Consider the following 23,265-nt stretch of genomic DNA (forward strand, 5'->3'; position numbering starts at 1 on the left):
CTTTCTAGCGGTGAAGCAGACCGTTGAAGCGGGCCTCAATCTGGGCTCTGTGGTCGTTGTAGAAATTGAAGAGGCGTTGGAAAATGAGGGCCACGACGGCCGGAAGCACTAATCCCCACAGGCTGTCGAGCTTGGGCTTAGAGGACGTCATCCCCTTATCTCCACTGGGTTTCGTGTTTCCTGGCTTCTTACCGCCGGGTGTGTTGGTGCCTTCGCCTTCGCTTCCTTCCTTGGAGCTTGCGCAGTCCTTGATTGCGGCGTCGCCAGCCGCGACGGTGAGCACCTGGGGTTCGGAAGAAATTTCTTTGCCATCGGCGGTGGTGGCCGTATAGCTGACTTCGAGCTTGTAGATTCCCGGCTTGGTAAACACCCAATTGCTGTGGGTATGCGAGGCAAAAGTGGTCTCGATGGACAAGTCTCCTGCGGCTGAGTTGATCAGCGGGGTAAAACCTTTGCCTAATCCTTCAGTGGTGAAGAGCCCAATTTCTGCGCCTTCAGGCTTCTCGACGGGCTTGATATTGAGCATGACCTTGCCGTCTTTGTAGTCCTTGTAGTTGAGAGCTTGGGTGTTATATCCCGGCCAGATGATGCTCTGCTCTTGAGTCTGGGGGAGGAGGAAGAATTTCTCCTTGCCCAGGTAGTCGAATTCCTTGCCGTTGAGCGCGGCAGGGCGGGAGCGCAGTGCGTTGTCGTGTACTGCGAGGGCGACGTCGTCAAGCGGGCGCTCAACGGTCTTCTTATCCACGATGGCCGTTTCATCCTTGAGGCGGGTGAGAAACTTATCGCCGTCACGGGATACCGCAATATCGACGTGTCCGTGGTCGAGCACTGCCTTGTCGGCGCAGACACCGGTGTTGTCGCCGGGTTCGGGCTGAGGAGTGTTATCTGGGGCTGGCGCAGGAGCCTGAGCCCCAGCGCCGAGTTTGCCCACGCGCTCGTACGTTTTTCCGAAAGCGAAATTGTCGGTCAGCGTGATGCTGCCGGAGTCTTGCGTGATGCTTGGGTGCGGAAGAATATCGAGGCGCACGGTATTGCCGTTGAAGTTTGCATCGGCACCGACGACAAATTCCGCGCGGCCGCGGGTGATAGTGCCGTCGAAATCGATGTCCGGAAGCGAGCTTCCCTTACTAAAGAAGCCACCGTGCACGTAGCCTTCTAGGTTTTTATCGGCTGCCTCCAGGATGATGCGGGTGGCGTCTTCGCCCTCCGGAACGGCGCGCGCGGACAGTCCCGTGTCAGATAGCGAAACCTCTTCTCCGGAGAAGAGTTGACGGGGGTTTGTGGTCTCGGTCCAGGACTCCGCGGACGTCTTCGAGGAGGTAGAAAGCTCAGCGTTTTCAGAATAGGCGAGCTCCTCGCTCACCCAGCGCGGGCTGCCGTCCTTCGGGGTGTACACAGCTTGGATTGTTGAGGCCTCGGGCCCTAAGAATTCATCGAAGTGTGCCTTGCCATCTTTCACGGCTAGATCGGTGAGGAAGTAGCCGTCGATAAGCAGCGTGAGCGTGCCGTTACTGCCCCCAGTGAAGTCGATGGAGGAAAGCCGCTCGTCTCCATCTTTGTCACGGGACTTAGCAGGGGCGATGCGCAGGCGATAGTCCTTCTGGCTAGCGTCCCCCGCGGATGCCTGTTCGAAGCGTTCCTTGAGGGAGGGAGTGCTGTGGTCTGACGGGCGCTGCCCTCCGACCTGAATGGACGTGGTTGTCGGCTTGGAGGAAATGAACTCGCCGTCTTTGTTTCGCGCGGTGGTTTGGTAGGTGAGCTGGTAGCGCCCGGGTTTGGAAAAGACAGTGAAGTTGTGGGTATGCGTGCCGCTAGTCAGCCACGCGGAGTGAGGTGCGCCCTCCGACGTGCCAAAGAATCGTTGAAGCCCGCCAGGGCCGGGGTAGTAGCCAAACATCTCTACTTCGCCCGGTCCATCGACGCTTAACAGGTCGAGGGAGGCGATGTTATCGCGGAAGCTGTCGACAGGAAGCTCAGTGTCCGCGCCAAAGCCCATCCATACCGGGTCCAGGCTGCCCTGCACGCTGGCAGGGGCCATGTAATAGGTTTCGCCCGGCTTCCCTAGGAAGGAGAGCGCAGGGTCTTCAGGCACGGTGAACTGGTATTGGTTCGTGCCGTTTTGGTCCCAGCCTTTGCCTACCCATGTGACGGTGTCGGCGAGATCGTGGTCGGATTCGGCTGAATGGCTCTTGAGGTTAAGAGAATTGTCTTCCCAGAATGCTTTGGGGGAATCGATGTGCGTTTGGGTGGCGACGTGTTTGCCGTCGTCAGGGCCGGCTACGGCGGTAGCGGGGGAGAAGAGAAGTGTGGCGCAGGTAAGCAGCGCCACGGAGCGAGTTCGAGCCACAGTGTGGAACCTTTCTTCAGTTCTGTCGAGAGAATTTCACTATAGGGAATGGAAATCAATTCCGTTTAGTCTGGATCGAAAACCCAGTTCACGCTTAGTGGAAACCGGGTTCAATTACCCCCAAGTGGGGCGGGCGGTGCCGTAACTCAGCGCTGAACTACGATGGTTGACATGACTGAAACAACTTCCGACGTCCGCGTACGTTTTTGCCCGTCGCCCACAGGAACGCCCCACGTGGGCATGGTCCGCACGGCGCTGTTCAACTGGGCCTATGCCCGCCACACCGGCGGCAAGCTCATCTTCCGCATCGAGGACACCGATGCCGCTCGTGACTCCGAGGAGTCCTTCCAGGCCATCATTGATTCGCTGAACTGGCTCGGCTTGGGCTGGGATGAAGGCGTCAATGTGGGTGGTCCGGACGAGCCGTACCGTCAGTCGCAGCGCATGGATATTTATGCCGATGTCCTGCAGAAGCTCAAGGATGGCGGCTATGTCTACCCGGCTTATTCCACCAATGAAGAAGTGCAGGCGCGCCACAAGGCAGCCGGACGCGACCCGCAGCTTGGCTACGACAACTTTGACCGCGACCTCACTCAGGAGCAGATCGATGCCTTCGAGGCGGAAGGCCGCAAGCCGGTGTGGCGCCTTCGCATGCCGGACAAGGACTGGACGTGGAATGACCTGGTGCGTGGAGAGCTGACTTTTAAGTCGGAGACCCAGCCAGATTATGTGGTGGCCCGCTCCAATGGTGCACCGCTCTACACGTTGGTTAACCCTGTCGATGACGCGCTCATGGGGGTTACGCACGTGTTGCGCGGCGAAGATCTGCTGTCTTCCACTCCGCGCCAGCTCGCCCTCTACGAGGCGCTCATTGAGCTGGGCATTGCCAAGCAGACTCCGGAGTTCGGCCACCTGCCGTTCGTGATGGGTGAGGGCAACAAGAAGCTGTCCAAGCGCGATCCGCAGTCCAACCTGTTCAACCACCGCGATGCGGGTATCATCCCGGAGGGAATGCTCAACTACCTGTCCCTGCTGGGCTGGTCCCTTTCCGCGGACAAGGACATCTTCTCCGTCGATGAGCTCATTGCCAACTTCGACGTGCACGACGTGCTGGGCAACCCCGCCCGTTTCGACCAGAAGAAGTTGGAAGCCATCAACGCCGACCACATTCGTTTGCTTGAGCCGGCTGACTTTGCCCAGCGCCTGCGGGATTACCTCACCGAGTACACCGACTTCCCTGTGGATTACCCGGAAGACAAGTTCGCCTTCGCCGCCGACCTGGTGCAGACCCGCATTAAGACGCTGTCTGACGCTTACGGGCTTATGTCCTTCCTGACCACGCCGGACGCTGAGCTGGAGCTCGATGCCAAGGCGGCGAAGAAGAACCTCAAGGAGGAGGCTGTTCAGCCTCTCGAGGTCGCCATTGCCAAGTTGGAGGAGCTTGGGGAGTGGAAGACCGAAGAGATTGAAAAGGTTCTCTCTGGCGCACTTATCGACGACCTCGGTCTCAAGCCCCGCAAGGCCTACGGCGCCCTGCGTGTCGCGGTCTCGGGACAGCAGGTTTCCCCGCCGCTGTTCGAGTCCATGGAGCTGCTGGGCAAGGAGTCCACGCTGGCTCGCCTTAAGGCAGCTCTGGCCGTGACTCCGTGGAGCGCTGAGTAGTCTCAAGCGCTAGTCTCACAGGCCTGTAATTTCGGGGCATTAAGAATCGTTCTTAATGTCCCGAAAATGCTATCTGGCCTGGCGATTTGTGTGTATCGGTGGTGCTGGATATAGTAATAAACCGTTGCAGCGAGCGGCGAGGGGTTAACCCCAAGCAGGCTCAACGCGATAGTGGCCTATGGTGTAATTGGCAACACAACGGTTTCTGGTACCGTCATTCTAGGTTCGAGTCCTGGTAGGCCAGCAGTGATAACTGCGTAAAGTGCTGCGGCACTTTGCGTCAGTGATCACAGTTCTATGCCCCGTTCGTCTAGCGGCCTAGGACGCCGGCCTCTCACGCCGGTAACACGGGTTCAAATCCCGTACGGGGTACCACTTAAAGAGTGGCAAGCATAACGCGCTTGCCACTCTTTTTCTTTCATCGGCCATAATCCTAGCCCGACTTATTGGTCTGGAGGCTTATAGGCCTTCTGTCATTGCTTTGAGGGCTAGAACGTGCCGTGTGTAGGCGTCTGCGCCGGTTTCGGTGAGCGTGACCCACACGGTGTCCTTGGCGCGCGTAGAGCCGTACTCCCGCGTGCGGCTTGCGTAGCCGTGGTCTTCGAGGTGCTTTAGTTGCTTGGAGAGCGTATCGGCGGGGAGTTCCGTAAGCTCGGCGAGTTGTCCGTACTTCATCTGCCGTCCTTCGGTGGCGCCGGCGGAGAAGAGTGTGGCGCAGATCTTGAGCCGATTGATGGGGTGGATAATTGGGTCCAGTTCAGGGACCTGGTGAGATGCTTGCCTAGACATTGATGCCCTTGATGGCGGCGTTGCTGTTCTCGTAAAGCATCCAGGCTGTCGAGCCAGTAACTATGACCCCGCAAGCGATCATCCACGGCCACGTGTCGGGGGTCGGTGTAGTTGACATGATCATGGCGAAGGGGAGGACTACCCGTGACCATGTCGCGCGATCGTTCCTCGGCCCCTTGTTGGGGTTGGGGCGAACAAAAGGGTTCGCGATTTTGTCCTTGAGGAGGAAACCGAGAATGAACGTCGGTATCAGGATTGCGAGTGTGTACCACCAGGACACCTTGGATAGCGCAAGACTGCTACCGATACCGAGCGCTACAAGTGCCACCGCCCACCAGCTTTGTGTCCAGGCGGTCCGCTGTTGGGCGTCTTGAATGATCTTGAGTTCATCGTTCATGGCCTGACTCCTTTGTTTGCATCTGATGCAAGTGTATCACTTGCATTAAGTGCAAGTAAGGGGGTGAGGGCTGTTGTGATCAAGGAGTGGTGTGGTTGTGCCCCTTACCGGAGGGTTAAAAGTCCAAGTGCAAGCGGACTTGGGAAAGTTACCAGGGGGTATACCAGTGGCCAATTGGTCTAATCTCTTCCGCTATGCCTTTGGCGGTCATACACTGCAGGTATAAGGCATTCCCGACAGAAAGGAGAGCGGATGGCGGAAGCTGATAATCATCACTATCGCCGACGCGACTCTAGCAGATAATACGAGGCGGCATCGCCATAATCCACAACTTCTTAAAGCCAACATTCGAGCGAAGTAGGAGCCTTGCACCACATGCTGTTAGCGCACGTGTCCTCCCGAACCTCTAGCGATGACTAACGAGTGCTCCGGCCCCAGCTGCCAACGGCACGCCAGCGGAATAACCACTGATTCGATCCGCGCCCGGGCCCTGAGAGTCAATGATTTCATCGCAGTCGAAAGTGGCAACGAGGTTCGGGATTTTCTTTGTGTAAAAGGCCATGCTAGCTGCCGATTTGTGCATTCTTTCGCCGATCCTATAGTGTTTAGCAAGTCCGCAACGGACAGCTAAACGAGCCCCGTTCGTCTAGCGGCCTAGGACGCCGGCCTCTCACGCCGGTAACACGGGTTCAAATCCCGTACGGGGTACAAAAATAAAAGGCGGCGAGCATCATGCTCGCCGCCTTTTGGGTTTGGGGCTTAAGACTAGACAATGAGGACCTCAGCGTTATTGCCGCCGGTGCAGCGAATGACCTCGTGCTCATCGGTTTGGCATGCCAGTGAATAGTTCTGTTGGGTAATGGGGCTGTTGACGGTGACCTGTCCGGGGATGAAGGACCGGAGGTCGTCTTTAGAGCCTGGCGCCAAGGTCATCAAGCGGCCTGCTGTGGAACGGGCGAAATCGCAACTGGTGTTCGCACCGGCCATGACGAAAGCGATGTTATAGCCGTCGCCCATCTGGCACACAGTGGCGGGCGTGCCGTAAACGCTGACTGATGCGCCGTTGGCGTCGCCCTCGGGGAGTTGTTCAGAAAGGCTGTTATACGTGGCCGTTTGTGCCGTTTGAGAGGTTTGGCGTTGGCCTGCGGCTGGTTGGGCGGCTTGGGCTCCTTGTGCACTCTGGGCCTGTGTGTCAGGTTGTTGAGCCTGGTCCGCAGGCTGATCGCTAGCGTTGTCCGGCAAGGTTGGTTCAGGGCCGTCGGGGGCTGCCTCGTCGGCAGCGTTCGGAACGTGAAGCTCAGCGTCATCGTTAAGCGGCTGAAATGCCGGGTAAGTGTTTTCAAACGTTGGCTCACCCGATGCCGTTTCCGTCCTCGACGGCGCTGCCATTTCGGATGACGTGGAGCATCCGACTGTTAGAACACCGGCGGTGATTATGGCTGCAAAAGCTGCGATGGGACGGTGGGCGCGCGTGGAAGTCATAAAGCCCACCCTAACGAGATGTGTGGCGATGCGCTGGGGAAAACGGGGAAAGCTGCCCAATCACAGTGACGTGCACTCAGATTGGGCAGCTCAATAAACAGAATCGGGGTAGCTCTTAGTGGCAATCCCAGTGGCCGTCATGTGCCGCGTGGCGGTGACCATCATGCAGGTAGTCCACGTGGTCGCCATGGGGAATAGCGATGTGCCCGCAGCCCTCGCCGTGCTCGTGTTCGTGGGCCTCGTGAACGGTGTGCTCGGATGCTTCGCACTCGTCCCAGTGGCCTTCATGCTCGCGATGAATGTGGCCGTCGTGTACGTAGTCGGTGTGATCGCCGTGCGGGAAGGCGACGTGGCCGCAGCCTTCGCCGTGGACGTGGGTGTGCTCGTCGTGGATGGTGTGGGTCATGGCTCCTCCTGGAGGTCGGGGATTTTCACTACATTTTCAGTAGCTATCAATGTTAGTAAAGCGTGTTTTCAATCCACTTTCAATAGTGGGGGTGGGTGGGGGTATCGCCGGAGCTGAACGCGGGGCGTGAAGGGAGAATTGGCGTAGCCCAGGCTAGAGTGAGGTGATGATGAAAAGGTCTCCGCAACTTCGCTTTTCCCGTGTCTTACCAGGCTTTGCATTCATGGCTGGCGCATGCTCGCTGGCCTTTGCTCTCGCCGCCCCCGCGACCGCTGCTGAGGGGGTGCCGGTTCGGCAAGGGCAAAAGATCGCGGCTTCTGATGGCGCGTTGTGCACTGTCGGTTACGTCGAGGCTAATCGGGCGTGGACCTCGGCGCACTGTGGCTTAAATGGCGAACAAGTGTATAACGAAGCAGGCCAGCACCTAGGAACGTTGCGTTGGTTCACGCCCTCGGGGGCTGCGGGGCATGACTTGGCCTATATTCAATTCGCCGGCGGAACCTATTCGGCAGGCAACCCGCTCACCGGGGATGGCATGGCACCGGTGCCTGGTGAAGGCTCAACGGTGTGCTTCGACGGACAGGCCGCGTCGCGTCAGTGTGGCACCGCGGTGAAGGGGCCGGGTGTCTTTCCGGGCATGAACTATGCGGCCGATGTGTCGCTGGCGCCTGGGGACAGCGGTGGAGCAGTGTCCGTCCCAGGGCAGCCGGGCGTTGTGGGCATTTACCAGGGGATCACCCAGGCTAATCGGGGTGGCCGGACAGTTACTTTCTCAAATTATGCGCGCATGCCACATGCGGATGAGCTAGCGCGCCTGCAACACCAGGGTTGGGTGCCGCGCCGTCCCAACCGGGAGCCAGGAAACCCAGTCCGGGTGGCCCAAGAAAAAGGTGAGGCATTGTCCTCGACGAGTAGCGCGGGACCGGAAGGGCTGCGCGGCCTTGCGATGTATTTCGGTCTCGGTATTTAGGAACGCCGCCTCGAAGCTTTAGACCCCGCTGCACTGCACTGCGCTGCGCTAAGTGCCCAGTTCTTAACGGTTGCCGTCGTGTGGCGTGCCATTGGAGAGTGCGGCACTTAAGCGGTTGGATGCGCTAACCAGGACATCTGCGAACTTTTCCGCCGGGGAAGGGCGGAAGCGTTCGGCGGAACCGGAGACGGAAAGGACGGCGATGAAGTTCCCTGCGCCGTCGAAGACGGGGGCGGAAACGGAAGCGAGGTCTGACTCGCGCTCTTCGATGGATTCGGAGTAGCCGTTGGTGCGCGCGAGCTCGACATCGTGCTCACTAAAGATGGCATCGGGAACATGGACATCAGCAAAGGCGGCGAAGACGCGGGCGGCGGAACCGGAGGTGAGTGGAAGCTGGCGGCCTACGGGCACCACGTTGTGGAGTCCGATCTCCGGCTCGCGCGTGGCGATACACGTGCGCGTGGTGCCGGAGAGTTCGTAAAGCTGGACGGACTCACCGGTGGCGTCGAGAAGCTCCTCCATAATGGGGCCTGCGGTTTCGATTATGCGATCACGGTTGCCGGGTAGGGCCGGCCCAGCGCCCCACTTTCCATCGGGGGTGCGGGTAAGGATTCGGTGCGCCTCGAGCGCTGTGGCGAGACGATGTGCCGTTGCCCGAGGCAGGCCGGTGGTCTCACAAAGCTCGTTGAGCGTAGAAGGTTGGTTGGTCGCGGCCATCATGATGGCTACCGCGCGATCCAATACCTTAATTCCTGATACTGCACTATACTCTCCCATATAATGAAATCTACGTCCCATTAATTGAGATTTCAAGTGGAGAGGCACATGACTGAGAAACTGACACTCGCAGAGAAGGTATGGCGCGACCATGTCGTGCGTAAAGGGGAGAACGGCGAGCCCGATCTTCTCTATATTGACTTCCAACTCTTGCATGAAGTTACCAGCCCGCAGGCTTTCGATGGTCTTCGCCTGGCCGGTCGCAGGATGCGTCACCCAGAGCTGCACCTGGCCACTGAGGACCATAACGTTCCAACCGTGGGCATTAAGTCCGGTAACCTTTTAGAAATCAAGGATGAGGTCTCCCGCACGCAGGTGTCCACGCTGCGCAAGAACTGTGAAGAGTTCGGCGTGCGCCTGCATTCGATGGGTGATGCTCAACAGGGCATCGTTCACACAGTGGGTCCTCAGCTGGGCATTACGCAGCCCGGCATGACCATCGTGTGCGGTGACTCGCACACGTCGACGCACGGCGCCTTCGGTTCTATTGCCATGGGCATCGGTACCTCTGAGGTGGAGCACGTCATGGCCACCCAGACACTTTCGCTTAAGCCCTTTAAGACAATGGCCATCGAGGTCAGCGGTGAGCTGGCGGAGGGCGTTTCCGCCAAGGATTTGATTTTGGCGATCATCGCCAAGATTGGCACCGGCGGCGGCCAAGGCCACATCATCGAGTACCGCGGTGAGGCCATTCGCAAGATGTCGATGGAAGCCCGCATGACCATCTGCAATATGTCCATCGAGGCCGGTGCCCGCGCCGGCATGGTGGCTCCGGATGAGACCACTTTTGAGTACGTCAAGGGCCGTGAGTTCGCACCCCAAGGAGAAGATTGGGACGCGGCCGTCGAGTACTGGAAGACGCTGCCGACTGACGACGGCGCCGAATTCGACACCGTCGTGGAGATCGACGGCTCCGCGTTGACGCCTTTCGTGACTTGGGGTACTAACCCGGGACAGGGCTTGCCATTGAGCGCTACCGTGCCCGACCCAGAGGAGTGCGGCGACGACGGCGAAAAAGCCGCCGTCGAGAAGGCCTTGGCCTACATGGACCTGAAACCCGGCACGCCGCTGCGCGATATCCAGATCGACACGGTCTTCCTTGGATCGTGCACGAACGCGCGCATCGAGGATCTGCGCGCGGCCGCCGAAGTGGTCAAGGGGCGCAGCATCGCGGCTGATACCCGCATGATGGTGGTTCCGTCTTCGGCCGTGGTCAAGGCCCAGGCTGAGGAGGAAGGGCTGGACAAGATCTTCACCGACTTCGGCGCCGAGTGGCGCACCGCTGGCTGCTCGATGTGCTTGGGCATGAACCCGGACCAGCTGAAGCCGGGGGAGAGGTCGGCGTCGACAAGCAACCGCAACTTTGAGGGCCGTCAGGGCCCTGGTGGCCGCACCCACCTGGTGTCCCCGGCCGTCGCTGCGGCAACTGCCGTTCTGGGCCACCTGGCCGCACCAGCAGACATCGACGATTCCGCCGTCGCCGGCGCTTAAGGAAAGGAAAAAGACAATGGAGAAGTTTATTACTCACACGGGCGTCGGCGTTCCGCTGCGTGTCTCCAATGTGGACACCGACCAGATTATTCCCGCGCGTTACCTGAAATCCGTGAAGCGCACCGGCTTTGCCGACGGCCTGTTTTCCAATTGGCGCAGCGATAAAAACTTCGTGCTCAACCAGGAACCGTTTAAAGAGGGCTCCGTGCTCTTCGCGGGCCCGGACTTTGGTACCGGTTCTTCCCGTGAGCATGCGGTGTGGGCGCTTGCGGAATACGGCTTCAAGGCGGTGTTCTCCTCGCGCTTCGCAGATATCTTCCGCGGCAACTCCGGTAAAGCGGGTTTGCTGACGGGACTCATGGAACAAGAAGACATTGAGCTTATCTGGAAGCAGCTGGAGGCCGGGGAGACCGAAACCACCGTCGACTTGGAGGCGCGCACGGTTACCGTGGGCGGCAATAGCTATACCTTCGATATCGATGACTACACCCGTTGGCGCCTTATGGAGGGGCTCGACGACATCGGCCTGACCTTGCGTAACGAGGACGATATCGATGCCTTTGAATCCAAGCGCCCGGGATTCAAACCGCGCGTCCTTGCGTCTTAGCGGAGGCGGCATCGGTGGGGTAGTATTCCCCGCCTCCTGTGGCGCGGTGCACATAGCGCCGTTAACATCCTCAGCATGACTAATCCTTTTGACGGCTTTAGCGGAGAGAACGGCAATCAATTCGGCGGCAGCACCGGGTACGGTGGCTCGGATTATCACCAGCCCGGTGGCTACGACTATCAACAATCCGGGAGTTACGGCTACCAGCAACCCAACGGCTACGGCTACCAGCAGACGGGAAGCTACGGGTACCACCAGCCCGGCGCCGCGCCTGGCAACCCACCCGGCGGGGCAGGCGTACCGCCCATTGACGCCATGGATATTCTGGGCCAGTCATTCAAGGGTTACTTAAAGCAACCGGTGCCAGGAATGCTGGCCATGCTGGTGCATCTCATTATCACGTTTGCTCTTCTTCTTGTGCCGGGAACCGTTGTAGGCGGTGTATTCGCAGTAATGGAAGGAAATGGCACGGACATCGAGCCTTTAGCGACTACCGTGGGGATCCCTCTCATGGTTGTCATGGTGCTAGCCGCCTTCGCTTATCTTTTCTGGCTGATGGCGAACCTTTTTAATGGCTCCCGGAAGATCGCTGATGGGGAGAAGGTCACCTTCCGCGACTACTTTAGGTTTGCCCAGCTGAATGGTTGCGCCGGCGTCTATGCTTGCTTCTTTATTTTGGCAATGCTCGGAACAATTGCGGGCGGCTTCCCCGGACTGATTCTCTTTGCGCTTCTGTGGCCAGCGCCTGTCATCAAGGCTGATGCCCCGGATAAGCCTCTCATGGAGTGCTTCCGGGAGGCTTTGAACTTGGTCATTGAGAACCTTGGGCAATCGCTGCTCTTTATCTTGATCTGTTCCCTCATCACGAGCTTTGTCATATTTATCCCCATCGTCGGCTTCCTTGCCGCCTACCCGATCTGGGCTTTGGGGATGGTCCTTTTCACCCGCGCTATGCAGCGCCGCCCTGCTGTGCGGTGGGAATAGAGCAGCAGGGCGGCGAAAGGTACCTAGTGAAGTGGCGATGTAGTGCTTATCGCACGGGCAGCGGGCTAGCGAGGTAGTCTGCGCCGGTAAGCTCACCGTCGTTGAAGGAGAGCACCCACACCGAAGCTTTCTTGAACTTGAGCTCGTCGATGGGAGTCGTGATGAACTTCGGCGCGTAGGATTCGATAATTCCCGGAATGGTTAGTCCCTGGCTCACGATGACGGGGACTCCGCCGCCGTCAACAACGCGCTGGAAGGCCGCGCGGGCGGCATCAGGCGATTCGGTGAAAACATCATCGCCGAATGCTTTGTTCACAGCGATGTCCATGCCGAGCTCATCCGCCAACGGTGCGGCGGTGTGCTGGCAGCGCTGCGGCGGGGCGCTGTAAATGGCGGTCGGGTGAAAAGGCGTGAGCATCGGCACGAGCATCTCTGCTTGGCGGCGGCCTTTCTTATCCAGCGGGCGCAGGTCATCGTCGCCCTCCCAGGAGCGGCGCTGGTGAGCGCGTGCATGGCGCACATACAGCACACGCGTCGTCGGAGCCAGGCGTAGGCGCTTCTTAGCCTTCGCCAGCACCTGCGTATCAACGTCGTAGGAGAGCAGCGTGCAGGCCTCGTCGATTGTCATCCAACGCAGCTCATCGGTCTCCGAATTCGTGGTGTATTCGCCGTCGAGTACACGTGCCAGCCAGTAGTAGACAACCTTCGTGCGTCCTTGAACGGGATAAGCCACCTTGCCAATGAGCTTGCCCAGGCGCACGGTGTAGCCGGTTTCCTCGAAGATCTCGCGCGCGGCGGTGACGGGAAGTGATTCGCCCGGATCGACCTTGCCCTTAGGCAGCGACCAATCGTCGTAGTGCGGGCGGTGGATGATAGCAACCTCCGGATCGTGCGGATCCCCACGCCAGAGAACCGCACCAGCGGCAAGCGTCGTCCGCTTGAACTCATCCGCCGGATCGACAGGGATCTCCTGGTGGCGACCAGAGATGAAGACCTCCGATCGGATATCTTTATCCGTCTCATGCATGTTCTTTGCCTTGGGCATGCTGCTCCTTTGCGCCTGTAGCTTGTGACCTTCTCCATCTTCCTCCACTCTCCGCCACGATGCAGCTTTACGCGCCGAACGTATTTCAATGCCGGGCGTGCTTTAATGGGAAAAGTCGATGCAGTGGAATTGATCGTGAGGTGGCACATGGCAAACGTGGCAGTAATGGGCGCGGGTTCGTGGGGAACCACGCTGGCGAAAGTCTTTGCTGACGCCGGCAATGACGTCCGCTTGTGGGCGCGCCGCGAGGAACTGGCAAACACCATCAACACGCGCCACGAAAACCCGGACTATCTCCCGGAGCTCTTACTGCCTGAGTCGATCCGGGCAACCACCGAACCCGCCGCTGCTTTGGAAGCCGCAGACATCGTCATCTTCGGTGTTCCTTCTCAGACCCTTCGCGGAAACCTGGAAAAATGGGCGCCGCTCTTGCCAGAGGACGCTACCTTGGTCTCAATTTCGAAGGGCGTGGAGAAAGCCACGCTTAACTTGATGAGCGAGGTCATCGCGGACGCCGCCGGCGTATCCGCTGACCGCATTGCCGTGCTCTCAGGGCCCAACTTGGCCAAGGAGGTGGCTCAGGAGCAGCCGGCCGCTACGGTTATTGCCTGCAGCGATGCTGCCCGCGCGGAGGCCGTCCAGCACGCAGCTGCCGCTCCATATTTCCGCCCCTATACCAACACCGATGTTATCGGCGCAGAAATTGGTGGCGCCTGCAAGAATGTTATTGCTCTTGCGTGTGGTATGGCCGCTGGTAAGGGGTTGGGCAATAACACGATGGCGACCATTATCACGCGCGGGCTTGCTGAGATTACCCGCCTTGGGGTGAAGCTGGGCGCGGATCCATTTACCTTCTCTGGTCTAGCTGGAATGGGTGACCTGGTGGCGACGTGCAGCTCGACGCTCTCGCGCAACCGAACCTTTGGCTACCGCCTTGGCCAGGGCGGGACTCTGGAGGAAGCTACCGCGGCCACCAACGGGCAGGTCGCGGAAGGCGTTATCTCTTCCGATTCCATCTTTAGGTTGGCGCAGCGCGCGGGCGTGGAGATGCCCATTACCCAGGCGGTCTATGGAGTGTGCCACCGCGGCGTGACTGTCGACGACATGATCGTCGCTCTGATGGGTCGTACCAAGAAAGCTGAGTAAAGCCGAGTAAAGTTGCTCGGTATGACTGAAGCGAAACCTGTGCGCGTAGCCGTTGTGTACGGCGGCCGCAGCTCCGAGCACTCGGTGTCGTGCATTTCCGCCGGCGCGATCATGGAGCACCTAGATCCGGAAAAGTATGAGGTCGTGCCGATCGGTATCACGCGGGAAGGCACCTGGACCCAGGGCAACCGCGCGGGCCTCGCCATTGTCGATGGGCGCCTGCCTGAGGTGGAACTCCACGATGAGTTGGCACTATCTCTCAACCCCGCAACACGGGGGCGCATCCACAATGTCACCCGCCACGAGCACTACACAGAGGTGGATGTCATCGTTCCGGTTCTCCATGGACCCTATGGGGAAGATGGCACGGTACAGGGCCTTTTTGAGCTTTCCGGAATCCCCTACGTCGGCGCGGGCGTACTGGCCTCTGCGGTGGGTATGGACAAGGAGTTCACCAAGAAGCTCCTGGTGGCCGAAGGTCTTCCCGTCGCACCCCAAGAAGTGCTTAGCGGTGGAGATACGCTGAATGATGCTCAGAAAGAGCGCCTTGGTTTGCCTGTCTTCGTGAAGCCGGCGCGGGGCGGTTCCTCCATCGGTGTCTCCAAGGTTTCCGCGTGGGAAGATTTTGACGCGGCGCTGGCCCTGGCTTATGAGTCCGATGACAAGGTCCTAGTCGAGCCTGAGATCCGCGGAGACGAGGTTGAGGTGGGCGTTCTCGAGCACCCGGACGGAAGCCTGCAAGCCTCTGTTCCGGCCAAGCTTTTGGGGACCACCGAGTCGGAGGAAGGCTTTTATGACTTCGATGCCAAGTACATCGATGAGGGAGTGTCGGCGGCGATTCCTGCGCCGCTAAGCGCGGAGCTCATCGACGAGCTGCGTCAGCGCGCCATCGAGGCCTTCCGGGCGCTGGGCGCTACGGGGCTGTCGCGCGTGGATTTCTTCGTTAGCGAAGACTCTTATTGCATCAACGAGATCAATACCTTCCCTGGATTCACGCCGATTTCGATGTACCCGCAGGTCTTCGCCGCCGTGGGAGTGGGCTACGCCGAACTGCTCGATACTCTCATCCAGACCGCTCTCGCGCGTTCCTAGTCCCTGAGCCGTGCGCGAAGGGAAGGTGGTGAAGAAAGAGGCCGCGACACCTACTGAGCGGGGGTGGCTTCAACGAGGGCGTCGCTAAGCCGCACCAGCGCCGAGTTCGCTGCCTCTTGCGGGGCAGACAGCGCGAGGTCCTCCGCGCGGCCGAGTGCGAACCACGTGCCGGCCGTTGTGCCTTCCGCCAGCGTGGTGTCCTCGAACCAAGGGACGTCATTAACCTGCTGGAGCTGAACGCCCGCGCGGTAGTTCTCTGGAGCGGCGACACCGCAGCGCACGACTATTTCCTCATGGCCCGGCGCGCTGTAGACCCAGGTGTTCTTAGCGCCAGCATCCGTGCGGCGCGTATAGCCCTCCGCGAGTGAGTCTGGCAGAGCCTTGTCCAGCGCGGGGCACATGGAATCCGGACCTGCCTTGAGTTTGGATAGCGGTGCCGGATTGGGGTCTTGAGGCTTTTTATCTAGTTTGTTGAGGGCTTCTGTTAGCCCTTGCGGGGCGTCGGAATGTGCGTCGCCTGTAGACGTAGTCACGGCGACCGCAGGAGTGCGCTGGGTGCTGTACCACGTCGTGAGGTTCGAGCCGGGGGTGGCGTCAATGACCTGCAACCAGGATTCGCCGTCGGCCTCGATGGTCTGGGAATAATCCGTAAACTGCTGCGGCAGGTCAACGCCACAGCGCAGGGTTACTTTGTCCTCCGAGCTCTTCGTCCAGGCTGCGGCACCCGCCGGGGCTGGGTCGACGAGTTCGACCCGTGAGTATCCCATGAGCTTTTCCGGCAGAGAGTCGACGACAGCGGCGCATTCGGGGGAGTCCGCTGCTTCAGACGGAGTGGGAGGCAGCGCCACCGGCTGTTGCGCGGCGCTGGTGATGACGTACTTTGCCCCAAAAATCACCGCGAAGACCATCGCGATGGCAATCCCGAGTGAGATGTATATAGCGGTGCGGTTAAATTGGGTATCCATAGGGGCTTATCCTATCGCTGATAGCCCAAGAAGAACGAACGTTGAAGGCGTGCCAGAATGGTGCGCCATCTGCGCAAGGAAAAGGAGTCCGTGACGGTGGGTTTATCCCATACCCTCGACCAAGCCGGCGAACGGCACGTTATCCATGAAATCGTCACCGCAGCGCCGAGTGCACTCAACGGCGATGATGCCGCGGTGCTTTATCCGGCGGCGCCTAATTCGCGCACTGTGGCCTCGACGGACATGATGGTGGAGGGCCGGCATTTTCGGCGGGACTGGTCCACCGCCGCGGAAGTCGGTCACAAGGCCATCGTGCGCAACTTTGCCGATATTGAGGCAATGGGGGCTCGGCCTACTGCAGCGCTTCTGGCGATCGCCGCCCCGGGCGATACCCCGGTGGATTTCGTGCGTGGGATAGCGCAAGGCATTGCTGAGCGCTGCGCGGTGTACAACGCTGAGCTGGTCGGCGGTGATTTGACCCGCAGCGACAGCCTGGTCATCAACGTCACAGCGATGGGCTCTTTGGGCGGAAGCGGCGCACCGTTGACTCTGGATGGTGCGCGTGCGGGCCAGAAGCTAGTGGCGCACGGCAAGATTGGGTATTCCGGGGCGGGCTTGGCCCTCTTGCAACGTTATGGCCGCGCGCTGCCCCCGGAGCTGGACGAGCTCTGGCCGTTGATCGACGCCCACTGCGCGCCCACCCTCGCACCCGGGCGCGGCGTCATCGCTCGGGCAACCGGCTCGACCGCGATGACGGATAACTCGGATGGTCTCGTGCGCGATGTGGGGCACTTGGCTGAGCGCTCCGGGGTGCGCATCGATTTTGACCGCGGCGCCATTGCTCCCGATCCGCTTGTGGCCGCCGCCGGTGCGGTGCTCGGCATCGACCCTTGGGAGTGGGTCTTGGCGGGTGGGGAGGACCACACGCTGTTGGCTACGACGTTTAAGGCTGCCCCCTCCGGGTTCCGGGAAATTGGCCGGGTGATGCGCGGCACCGGAGTAACCATCGATGGAGAGGAACCTCGCTATAGCGAGGGCTGGGAGGGATTTGCGTGAGCCACATCGATACTTCTCACATCCACTATTCGTGGATGCCGCACATCAGGCAGGCCTTGGAGGACAACCTCCCACGCATCGAGCGTGAGATTGGGGCAGAGTTCTTGCCGCCGGCCGAGGACGTCTTTGCCGCCCTGTCGATGCCCCTCGAGGACGTGCGGGTGCTCATCGTGGGCCAGGATCCCTATCCCACACCGGGGCATGCCATGGGCTTGTCCTTCTCCACGCGGCCGGGCGTGCCGGCACCGCGTTCGCTGAAGAATATCTACGCCGAGCTTGGCGCCGACCTCGGCATCCCCGGCCGCGCCGATGGTGACCTGCGGGCCTGGTTTGACCAGGGCGTACTACTGCTCAACCGGGTACTCACCGTGGCCCCGGGCCAGGCGGGTTCGCACCGCCGGCTCGGGTGGGAGGCGATTACCGAGGCAGCCATTAGGGCGCTGGCGGGGCGCGATATCGTGGCCATCCTGTGGGGCCGCGACGCCCAGTCCTGCCAGGCCTACCTACCGGGCACGGACTGCATTACTTCCCCGCATCCCTCGCCGCTGTCAGCGCGGCGTGGCTTCTTCGGCTCGCGCCCTTTCTCCCGCGCAAACGCGGCCTTAGAGGCCCGTGGCGTCCCCGCGGTGGACTGGCGCTTGTAAACTAGCCACCATGTCATATCCCGCCGAGTTGGACGCTCGTGGTCTGCATGAGTGGGCCGCACGAACCGTGGAGGAGCTGCAGCGCCGCCGCGCTGAAATCAATGCCCTCAACGTTTTCCCGGTGCCCGATTCGGACACGGGATCCAACATGGCGCACACCATGGAGTCCGCCTTGGCGGAGGCCGATAAGGGTGAGGCGGACGTCGCTGAAGCATTGGCCATCGGTTCGGTGCGCGGTGCCCGCGGCAACTCGGGGATGGTGCTCTCGCAGGTGCTGCGTGGCGTTGCCGATGCCACAACGGACTCGCGCGTGGATGGTGCGGTCCTCGCTGATGCTTTGACGCTGGCTGTCACGTTGGTCGATCGCGCGCTTGCCGCCCCAGTAGAAGGCACCATCATCACCGTTTTGCGCGCTGCAGCGGCCGCTGCCAGTGAGGCCGCCGGGCAGCCCGGTGCCCAGCTACACGGCATCCTGGTTGCAGCGTTAGACGCCGCACGGCAGGCCCTGGCGCAGACTCCGTCGCAACTGCCCGCGCTGCGCGAGGCAGGTGTCGTGGATGCCGGCGGTACCGGCTTCGTGATTCTGCTGGAGTGCCTCCTTGCACAGGTCACCGGTGAAGAACCCGCCAACCAGCCGTTGAGCGTTTCGGTGCCAGAGAAACCTGAGGAGCTTGCAGAGATCGAAGTCGTCTTCTTCTTCGAGGGAAACCTCGCTGAGGTTGAACAAACATTGGCCTCGCTGGGCAATAGCCTCGTCATCGCGCGGGCGACGGACACCTCTGGCAGCGTTCACATCCATAGTCCGGAGGCCGGCACGGTGATCGAAAAGGCCTACGGCCTGGGAAAGGTCAGCAACCTGCGGCTCGAGGCGCTGCCGCCCGCAGAGGCGGGGGCGTGCGCCACGGAGCACAGCGAGGGCGAGAGCCCGCAGCGGCGTATTTTTGCCGCGGTGCCCGAAGGGGCCGCGCGGGAGCTATTTGAGAAGGCTGGGGCGCGAGCAATTGGGCCCGGCGAGGATCTGGAACATGCTGCGGCAGGCGATCTTTTCCTGCCCAACGGGTGCGGTGGAGATCCAGGCAGGGCGACAGTCATACCGACTGGCTCCATCGTGGCCGGGCTCGCCGCGCTATCGGTGTATTCGCCCAACCCCTCTCGTTCGGCCGAAGTAGTGGCCGCTATGTCCGATGCCGCGCGTTCCATGCGGGTGGCTCATCCGGAAACAGAAAGCCTCGACGGCATCATCGCGGCATGCCGCACCCAGTTGGCCTATGGGGGCGAACAAATCACTGTGTTGTCCGGCTGTGACATCGATGCTGAAGAGTTGACGCAGATTCTTGGTGTCGACGTCGTTGTGCTTCGAGTTCCCGGATTGCGCACGGAGATCGGGGTGGAGTAGACCATGCTGGGATGGCAAGACGATCGGGCGCTGACGGAAGTACTGGCAAAGAAGGATGCCGCGGCGTTCAAGCGCGCCTTCGGCTACACCACGTGCGGGGAGCTGCTTAGCCATTATCCGCGTGACTATATCCGCCACAACAAGGACGTGGGCCTCGGCGGTGCCGAGGACGGAGATCACGTCACCATCACCGGCGTCATTGAGGAGGCCCGCGTCAAGCACACCTCTAAAGCCATGGTGTTTATCCTCTACATGGATAACGGAGTCCAAGCCTCCTTCTTTAACGCGCACTACGTCCAGCGCGTGCTGGGCCGAGGTATGCGCGTCATGCTCTCCGGCAAGCTGAAGTACTTTCGCGGATATCCCAGCCTGCAGCACCCCGACTTCCTCATCCTTGATCCCGGCCGCTATCAGGAGTCCCTGCTGGATAGCGCAACCGGGCAGGGGACAGGCTCGCTCAAGAAGCTCTCCCAGTTCGGTTCACTAGACACCTTCTTGCAACGTGAATGGATCCCCGTCTACCCGGCCAGCGGGAAGGTGACGTCGTGGTACATCATGGGTGCCATCCACAAGGTCCTCGAACACACCCCGCCTATTCCGGAGCCGCTGGACTATCGGATGATGGTGACGCTCGATCAGGCAGTGCGCGAAATCCACGAACCGGGAGACAGCGGGCCGGAACGCGCCATCCAGCGTCTGAAATACAACGAGGCCTTGTCGATCGGATTGGTCATGGCCCTTCGTCAGCGCGACGTCAAGGCGCGCACGGCAACCCCAATGCCAGCCATTCTGGAGGGCTACCGCGATGAGCTGCTTTCTGAGCTGCCCTTTGCGCTAACCGACGGCCAACGCCGCGTCATCGCCGAAATCGATGCTGATCTCTGCGGCACCGCGCCCATGATGCGACTGCTGCAAGGCGAGGTGGGTTCGGGAAAAACGCTCGTTGCCACGTGCGCCATGCTGCAAGCGGTAGACGCCGGCAAGCAGGCCGCGCTCCTGGCGCCGACGGAGGTGCTGGCGGCGCAGCATGGGGCGTCGATAAGCGCCAGCGTTCCGGATGGTGTCACCGTTACGGTCTTGACAGGGTCGATGAAGACGGCGGAGAAGCGCAAGGCGCTGCTGGAGATTGTTTCTGGTGAGGCCGATATCGTCATCGGCACCCACGCCATCATCCAGGACAGCGTAGAGTTTTTCGATCTTGGCCTGGTCATCGTGGATGAGCAACACCGTTTCGGCGTGGAGCAGCGCGATAGTCTGCGCACCAAGACGCGTGAGGGCATCAGCCCGCACGTGCTGGTGATGACAGCAACCCCCATTCCGCGCACCATTGCCATGACCGTCTTCGGTGACCTGGCAGTCTCGACGCTCAAGGAGCTTCCCGGTGGGCGCAAACCCATCCTTTCCGCGGTGGTGCCTGAATGGAAACCGGAATGGGTGCGCCGCGCCATCGAGCGCATTCGCGAAGAGGTGAGCAAAGGCCACCAGGCCTATATCGTCTGCCCGCGAATTGAAGGCGAGGGCGGGGTGGAAACCATGTCTTTGCAATTGCGCAACCTACCTTTTCGCGGGCTTCGAGTGGAGATGCTCCACGGCAAGATGCCCGATAAGGATGAGGTGATGGAGCGATTCGCCCGCGGGGAGATTGACGTCCTCGTGGCCACCACGGTCATCGAGGTCGGCGTCGATGTGCCCAACGCCACCGTCATGCTCATCCGTGAATCGGAGAATTTTGGAGTTTCGCAGTTACATCAGCTGCGCGGGCGCGTGGGCCGCGGGGGAAACGAATCCGTGTGTTTGCTGCATACGCTGGCCGAGCCAGACAGCAAGTCCTTTCGGCGCATCAAAGCCATTGCGGATACGCCGTCCGGCTTTGACCTTGCCGAATTGGATCTCACGCAACGCCACGAAGGCGACATCTTAGGAACACTCCAATCCGGCACGAAGCGCACGCTCAAATTGCTCGACCTTGTTTATGACAGGGACATCATCGAGCGCACGCATGCCGATGCCGCCGCATTGGTTGAGCGCAATCCTGACCTGGCGGAGCAGTTGACGCACAATCTGAGCGCCGATGAGCAGGGATTTTTGGAGAAGAACTAGGGGAGTCTCCGCGGCTGGGACAGGGGAGATAGGGTAGAAGCCATGACCAGAATCATCGCCGGGGAGGCCCGCGGGCGCACCATCAAGGTGCCCGAAGCCGGGACGAGGCCCACGTCCGACCGTGCCCGTGAGGGACTTTTCTCATCTCTGAACGTGCGTTGGGGTTTCATTGATTCCCGCGTGCTGGATCTGTTTGCGGGCTCAGGTGCGCTGGGTCTGGAGGCGGCCAGCCGCGGTGCCGAAGAAGTCGTCCTCGTGGAGAACAACGCCGCGGCCGTAAAAGTCATCCGCCACAACATTGGGGTGGTCAAGCACCCGCGCGTCGAGGTACGAGAAATGAATGCCTCCTCCTACCTGGCCACCGCACCGCGCGGCTATTTCGACATGGTGCTCGCGGATCCGCCGTATAGCTTCGATGACGTCGACGGACTTCTCGCGGCGATCGAGCCGGTGCTGGATGATGCCGCGATTGTTGTCATCGAGCGCCATGTAGATTCCCCACAGACACAATGGCCGGAAGGTTTCGAGCCCACCGGTCAGAAGCTCAAGAAGCGGACCTTCGGTATCGCGCGTTTTGATATGGCGATTTATCACCGCGACGCGGAGACCTCGGACACCAATCACACCGACAACCAGGAGGACTAGCCATGCCGACCCCGCCGTATGCCCCGGCTCTTTCGATCCCATCACGCTAGGGCACGTTGACGTGTTTAACCGTGCGAGCGAGCTCTTTGACAAGGTCACGGTGCTGGTGACGGGCAACCCAGACAAGCCTTCCGGGTTGTTCAGCGTGGAGGAGCGCGTGGATTTGATTCGCCGTACCGTCGCCCCGGAAATCGAGGTGGACTGGTGGGGCGGTCTGCTCGTGGACTACACCAGCGCGCATGGCATAGACACGATTGTGAAGGGCCTTCGCTCCTCCTTGGACTATGAATACGAGCTGCCCATGGCGCAGATGAACCGGCGCCTTTCCGGAATCGATACGGTCTTCTTGCTAACAGATGAGAAGTACGGCTACATTTCCTCCTCGCTGTGCAAGCAGGTGGCACACTACGGAGGCGACGTCACGGGTATGTTCCCGGAGCATGTGGCTGCTGCTGTCATGGAACGGTACCGAGGCTAAGGGGACATGTCTGTACTGGCAATACCGCTCGTTGTTCTCTTCACAGTTCTAGCTGGCTCCTGCCTGCAACGAGTGTCCGGCATGGGCCTTGGCCTCATTGGTGGACCAATCCTGACCCTCTTCCTCGGCCCGGTGGAAGGCATCATGGTCATCAATGTTTTGGCCTGCCTTAACGCTGTTCTCACGACCTATTCGATGCGTGAGAACGTGGATTGGGGAAAGTGGCTGCGCATCGGCCCCTTCATGATCCTCGGCTCAATCCCGGCAGCCCTGCTCATCGCGCGTATTGATACCGCAGCATTGTTGGTACTCGTTGGCGCGGCCTTGTTGATCGCGTTGGGTGTGGTGGTCTTCGGGCGAAAGTTCGTCCCGGAGATGCGCGGTACGGGCCCAGCCATTTCCGCGGGCATCTTGGGTGGGTTCACCAACACGCTTGCGGGCGTGGCCGGCCCGGTCATCACTGTGTATGCGCAGGCTGCGCGGTGGCCCAAGGAGGTCCTCGCGCCAACCCTACAGCCCTGCTTCTTCATTGGCGGCCTGTCGTCGGTGTTGACCAAATTCTTCTTGGGATCCGGCGGTTTTGAGGGCTTGCACTGGCTGGTGTGGCCCTGCGGCGTCGTTGGCATGTGCATTGGCATCTTCCTAGGTAAGAAGATTGCAGGACGGGTCTCACGGGACAAGGCGCATAAGCTCTCGCTATCGCTGGCAAGCTTGGGGGCGCTCAGCGCATTGCTGCGAGGCTTGTTCACTCTGGGTGCTTGGACAGCGCCTGGGTAGGGTGGGACC

Annotated in this window: 22 protein-coding genes and 3 tRNA genes; 17 read left to right on the top strand and 8 right to left on the bottom strand. The window is 60.4% G+C overall.

The annotated features are described in order from the left end of the window. Nucleotides 1-4: 4 nt before the first annotated feature. The gene (locus HMPREF2698_RS10330) at nucleotides 5-2,347 is read right to left on the bottom strand and encodes a choice-of-anchor M domain-containing protein (RefSeq protein ID WP_070564352.1); all 2,343 of its coding nucleotides are present in this window, start codon (nucleotides 2,345-2,347) and stop codon (nucleotides 5-7) included. 162 nt (nucleotides 2,348-2,509) lie between these two features. Here HMPREF2698_RS10330 and gltX point away from each other — a divergent pair, with 162 nt between their 5' ends. The 3 genes from gltX to HMPREF2698_RS10345 all read left to right on the top strand — a co-directional run bounded on the left by gltX (nucleotide 2,510) and on the right by HMPREF2698_RS10345 (nucleotide 4,384). Beyond that, the gene (gene gltX, locus HMPREF2698_RS10335; protein ID WP_083303830.1) at nucleotides 2,510-4,009 is read left to right on the top strand and encodes a glutamate--tRNA ligase; all 1,500 of its coding nucleotides are present in this window, start codon (nucleotides 2,510-2,512) and stop codon (nucleotides 4,007-4,009) included. Between the two features lie 172 nt (nucleotides 4,010-4,181). Then, nucleotides 4,182-4,253, top strand: a tRNA-Gln gene (locus HMPREF2698_RS10340). A gap of 55 nt (nucleotides 4,254-4,308) precedes the next feature. Next, a tRNA-Glu gene (locus tag HMPREF2698_RS10345) sits at nucleotides 4,309-4,384 on the top strand. 84 nt (nucleotides 4,385-4,468) lie between these two features. Here HMPREF2698_RS10345 and HMPREF2698_RS10350 read toward each other — a convergent pair. After that, on the bottom strand, nucleotides 4,469-4,798 hold the full coding sequence (locus HMPREF2698_RS10350; RefSeq protein ID WP_070564355.1) for a transcriptional regulator: 330 nt from the start codon (nucleotides 4,796-4,798) through the stop codon (nucleotides 4,469-4,471). Further along, entirely contained in the window at nucleotides 4,791-5,195 is a 405-nt protein-coding gene (locus tag HMPREF2698_RS10355) for a hypothetical protein (protein WP_070564358.1), read from the bottom strand. The genes HMPREF2698_RS10350 and HMPREF2698_RS10355 overlap by 8 nt, the downstream gene beginning before the upstream one ends. 635 nt (nucleotides 5,196-5,830) lie before the next feature. On the opposite strand from HMPREF2698_RS10355, the gene HMPREF2698_RS10360 reads away from it, so the two are divergent. Next, a tRNA-Glu gene (locus tag HMPREF2698_RS10360) sits at nucleotides 5,831-5,903 on the top strand. 57 nt (nucleotides 5,904-5,960) lie between these two features. Here the strand turns inward: HMPREF2698_RS10360 and HMPREF2698_RS10365 are convergent. Both HMPREF2698_RS10365 and HMPREF2698_RS10370 read right to left on the bottom strand, forming a co-directional pair. After that, entirely contained in the window at nucleotides 5,961-6,677 is a 717-nt protein-coding gene (locus HMPREF2698_RS10365) for a hypothetical protein (RefSeq protein ID WP_246819462.1), read from the bottom strand. Nucleotides 6,678-6,792: 115 nt separating this feature from the next. Further along, complete coding sequence (locus HMPREF2698_RS10370; protein WP_070533011.1) at nucleotides 6,793-7,083, bottom strand: hypothetical protein; 291 nt, start codon at nucleotides 7,081-7,083, stop codon at nucleotides 6,793-6,795. 223 nt (nucleotides 7,084-7,306) lie between these two features. Here HMPREF2698_RS10370 and HMPREF2698_RS10375 point away from each other — a divergent pair, with 223 nt between their 5' ends. Beyond that, nucleotides 7,307-8,053 carry a S1 family peptidase gene (locus HMPREF2698_RS10375; RefSeq protein ID WP_232748517.1) on the top strand — a complete coding sequence of 249 codons (747 nt, stop codon included), beginning with the start codon at nucleotides 7,307-7,309 and terminating at the stop codon, nucleotides 8,051-8,053. A gap of 63 nt (nucleotides 8,054-8,116) precedes the next feature. On the opposite strand, the gene HMPREF2698_RS10380 is transcribed toward HMPREF2698_RS10375, so the two are convergent. Further along, nucleotides 8,117-8,830: an IclR family transcriptional regulator gene (locus HMPREF2698_RS10380; RefSeq protein ID WP_070533008.1), complete on the bottom strand. Its 714-nt coding sequence runs from the start codon at nucleotides 8,828-8,830 to the stop codon at nucleotides 8,117-8,119. A 48-nt stretch (nucleotides 8,831-8,878) separates the two neighbouring features. On the opposite strand from HMPREF2698_RS10380, the gene leuC reads away from it, so the two are divergent. The 3 genes from leuC to HMPREF2698_RS10395 all read left to right on the top strand — a co-directional run bounded on the left by leuC (nucleotide 8,879) and on the right by HMPREF2698_RS10395 (nucleotide 11,912). Further along, complete coding sequence (gene leuC / locus HMPREF2698_RS10385) at nucleotides 8,879-10,321, top strand: 3-isopropylmalate dehydratase large subunit (RefSeq protein ID WP_070533006.1); 1,443 nt, start codon at nucleotides 8,879-8,881, stop codon at nucleotides 10,319-10,321. 16 nt (nucleotides 10,322-10,337) lie between these two features. Continuing rightward, nucleotides 10,338-10,928, top strand: coding sequence for a 3-isopropylmalate dehydratase small subunit (gene leuD / locus HMPREF2698_RS10390; RefSeq protein ID WP_070533004.1), 591 nt, complete (start codon nucleotides 10,338-10,340; stop codon nucleotides 10,926-10,928). A 75-nt stretch (nucleotides 10,929-11,003) separates the two neighbouring features. Then, complete coding sequence (locus HMPREF2698_RS10395) at nucleotides 11,004-11,912, top strand: hypothetical protein (protein ID WP_070564360.1); 909 nt, start codon at nucleotides 11,004-11,006, stop codon at nucleotides 11,910-11,912. A gap of 46 nt (nucleotides 11,913-11,958) precedes the next feature. On the opposite strand, the gene HMPREF2698_RS10400 is transcribed toward HMPREF2698_RS10395, so the two are convergent. Then, nucleotides 11,959-12,957: an NUDIX hydrolase gene (locus HMPREF2698_RS10400; RefSeq protein WP_070564363.1), complete on the bottom strand. Its 999-nt coding sequence runs from the start codon at nucleotides 12,955-12,957 to the stop codon at nucleotides 11,959-11,961. Between the two features lie 147 nt (nucleotides 12,958-13,104). Between HMPREF2698_RS10400 and HMPREF2698_RS10405 the strand changes: the two genes are divergently transcribed. Beyond that, nucleotides 13,105-14,103: an NAD(P)H-dependent glycerol-3-phosphate dehydrogenase gene (locus HMPREF2698_RS10405; RefSeq protein WP_070564367.1), complete on the top strand. Its 999-nt coding sequence runs from the start codon at nucleotides 13,105-13,107 to the stop codon at nucleotides 14,101-14,103. A 21-nt stretch (nucleotides 14,104-14,124) separates the two neighbouring features. Beyond that, nucleotides 14,125-15,195: a D-alanine--D-alanine ligase family protein gene (locus HMPREF2698_RS10410; RefSeq protein WP_070524372.1), complete on the top strand. Its 1,071-nt coding sequence runs from the start codon at nucleotides 14,125-14,127 to the stop codon at nucleotides 15,193-15,195. 50 nt (nucleotides 15,196-15,245) lie between these two features. On the opposite strand, the gene HMPREF2698_RS10415 is transcribed toward HMPREF2698_RS10410, so the two are convergent. After that, nucleotides 15,246-16,160, bottom strand: coding sequence for a DUF3515 domain-containing protein (locus tag HMPREF2698_RS10415; RefSeq protein ID WP_070524370.1), 915 nt, complete (start codon nucleotides 16,158-16,160; stop codon nucleotides 15,246-15,248). Between the two features lie 57 nt (nucleotides 16,161-16,217). On the opposite strand from HMPREF2698_RS10415, the gene HMPREF2698_RS10420 reads away from it, so the two are divergent. From HMPREF2698_RS10420 to HMPREF2698_RS10450, 7 genes are read left to right on the top strand one after another with little or no spacing between them, the layout of a single operon-like run. Further along, entirely contained in the window at nucleotides 16,218-17,216 is a 999-nt protein-coding gene (locus HMPREF2698_RS10420; protein WP_070524368.1) for a thiamine-phosphate kinase, read from the top strand. Between the two features lie 35 nt (nucleotides 17,217-17,251). Beyond that, nucleotides 17,252-17,860, top strand: a complete 609-nt coding sequence (locus HMPREF2698_RS10425) for a uracil-DNA glycosylase (protein ID WP_154762012.1) — start codon at nucleotides 17,252-17,254, stop codon at nucleotides 17,858-17,860. Between the two features lie 10 nt (nucleotides 17,861-17,870). Further along, the gene (locus tag HMPREF2698_RS10430) at nucleotides 17,871-19,256 is read left to right on the top strand and encodes a DAK2 domain-containing protein (protein WP_070564373.1); all 1,386 of its coding nucleotides are present in this window, start codon (nucleotides 17,871-17,873) and stop codon (nucleotides 19,254-19,256) included. A 3-nt stretch (nucleotides 19,257-19,259) separates the two neighbouring features. Continuing rightward, on the top strand, nucleotides 19,260-21,356 hold the full coding sequence (locus HMPREF2698_RS10435; RefSeq protein ID WP_070524361.1) for an ATP-dependent DNA helicase RecG: 2,097 nt from the start codon (nucleotides 19,260-19,262) through the stop codon (nucleotides 21,354-21,356). A 42-nt stretch (nucleotides 21,357-21,398) separates the two neighbouring features. Continuing rightward, entirely contained in the window at nucleotides 21,399-22,001 is a 603-nt protein-coding gene (rsmD, locus tag HMPREF2698_RS10440; protein ID WP_070564376.1) for a 16S rRNA (guanine(966)-N(2))-methyltransferase RsmD, read from the top strand. Beyond that, nucleotides 21,976-22,479 carry a pantetheine-phosphate adenylyltransferase gene (gene coaD / locus HMPREF2698_RS10445; protein WP_070564658.1) on the top strand — a complete coding sequence of 168 codons (504 nt, stop codon included), beginning with the start codon at nucleotides 21,976-21,978 and terminating at the stop codon, nucleotides 22,477-22,479. Before rsmD ends, coaD begins: the two co-directional genes overlap by 26 nt. A gap of 6 nt (nucleotides 22,480-22,485) precedes the next feature. Continuing rightward, nucleotides 22,486-23,256 carry a sulfite exporter TauE/SafE family protein gene (locus HMPREF2698_RS10450; RefSeq protein WP_070564379.1) on the top strand — a complete coding sequence of 257 codons (771 nt, stop codon included), beginning with the start codon at nucleotides 22,486-22,488 and terminating at the stop codon, nucleotides 23,254-23,256. Nucleotides 23,257-23,265: the final 9 nt, after the last annotated feature.

This window comes from Corynebacterium sp. HMSC072A02, assembly GCF_001810085.1.
Classification (GTDB): domain Bacteria; phylum Actinomycetota; class Actinomycetes; order Mycobacteriales; family Mycobacteriaceae; genus Corynebacterium; species Corynebacterium hesseae.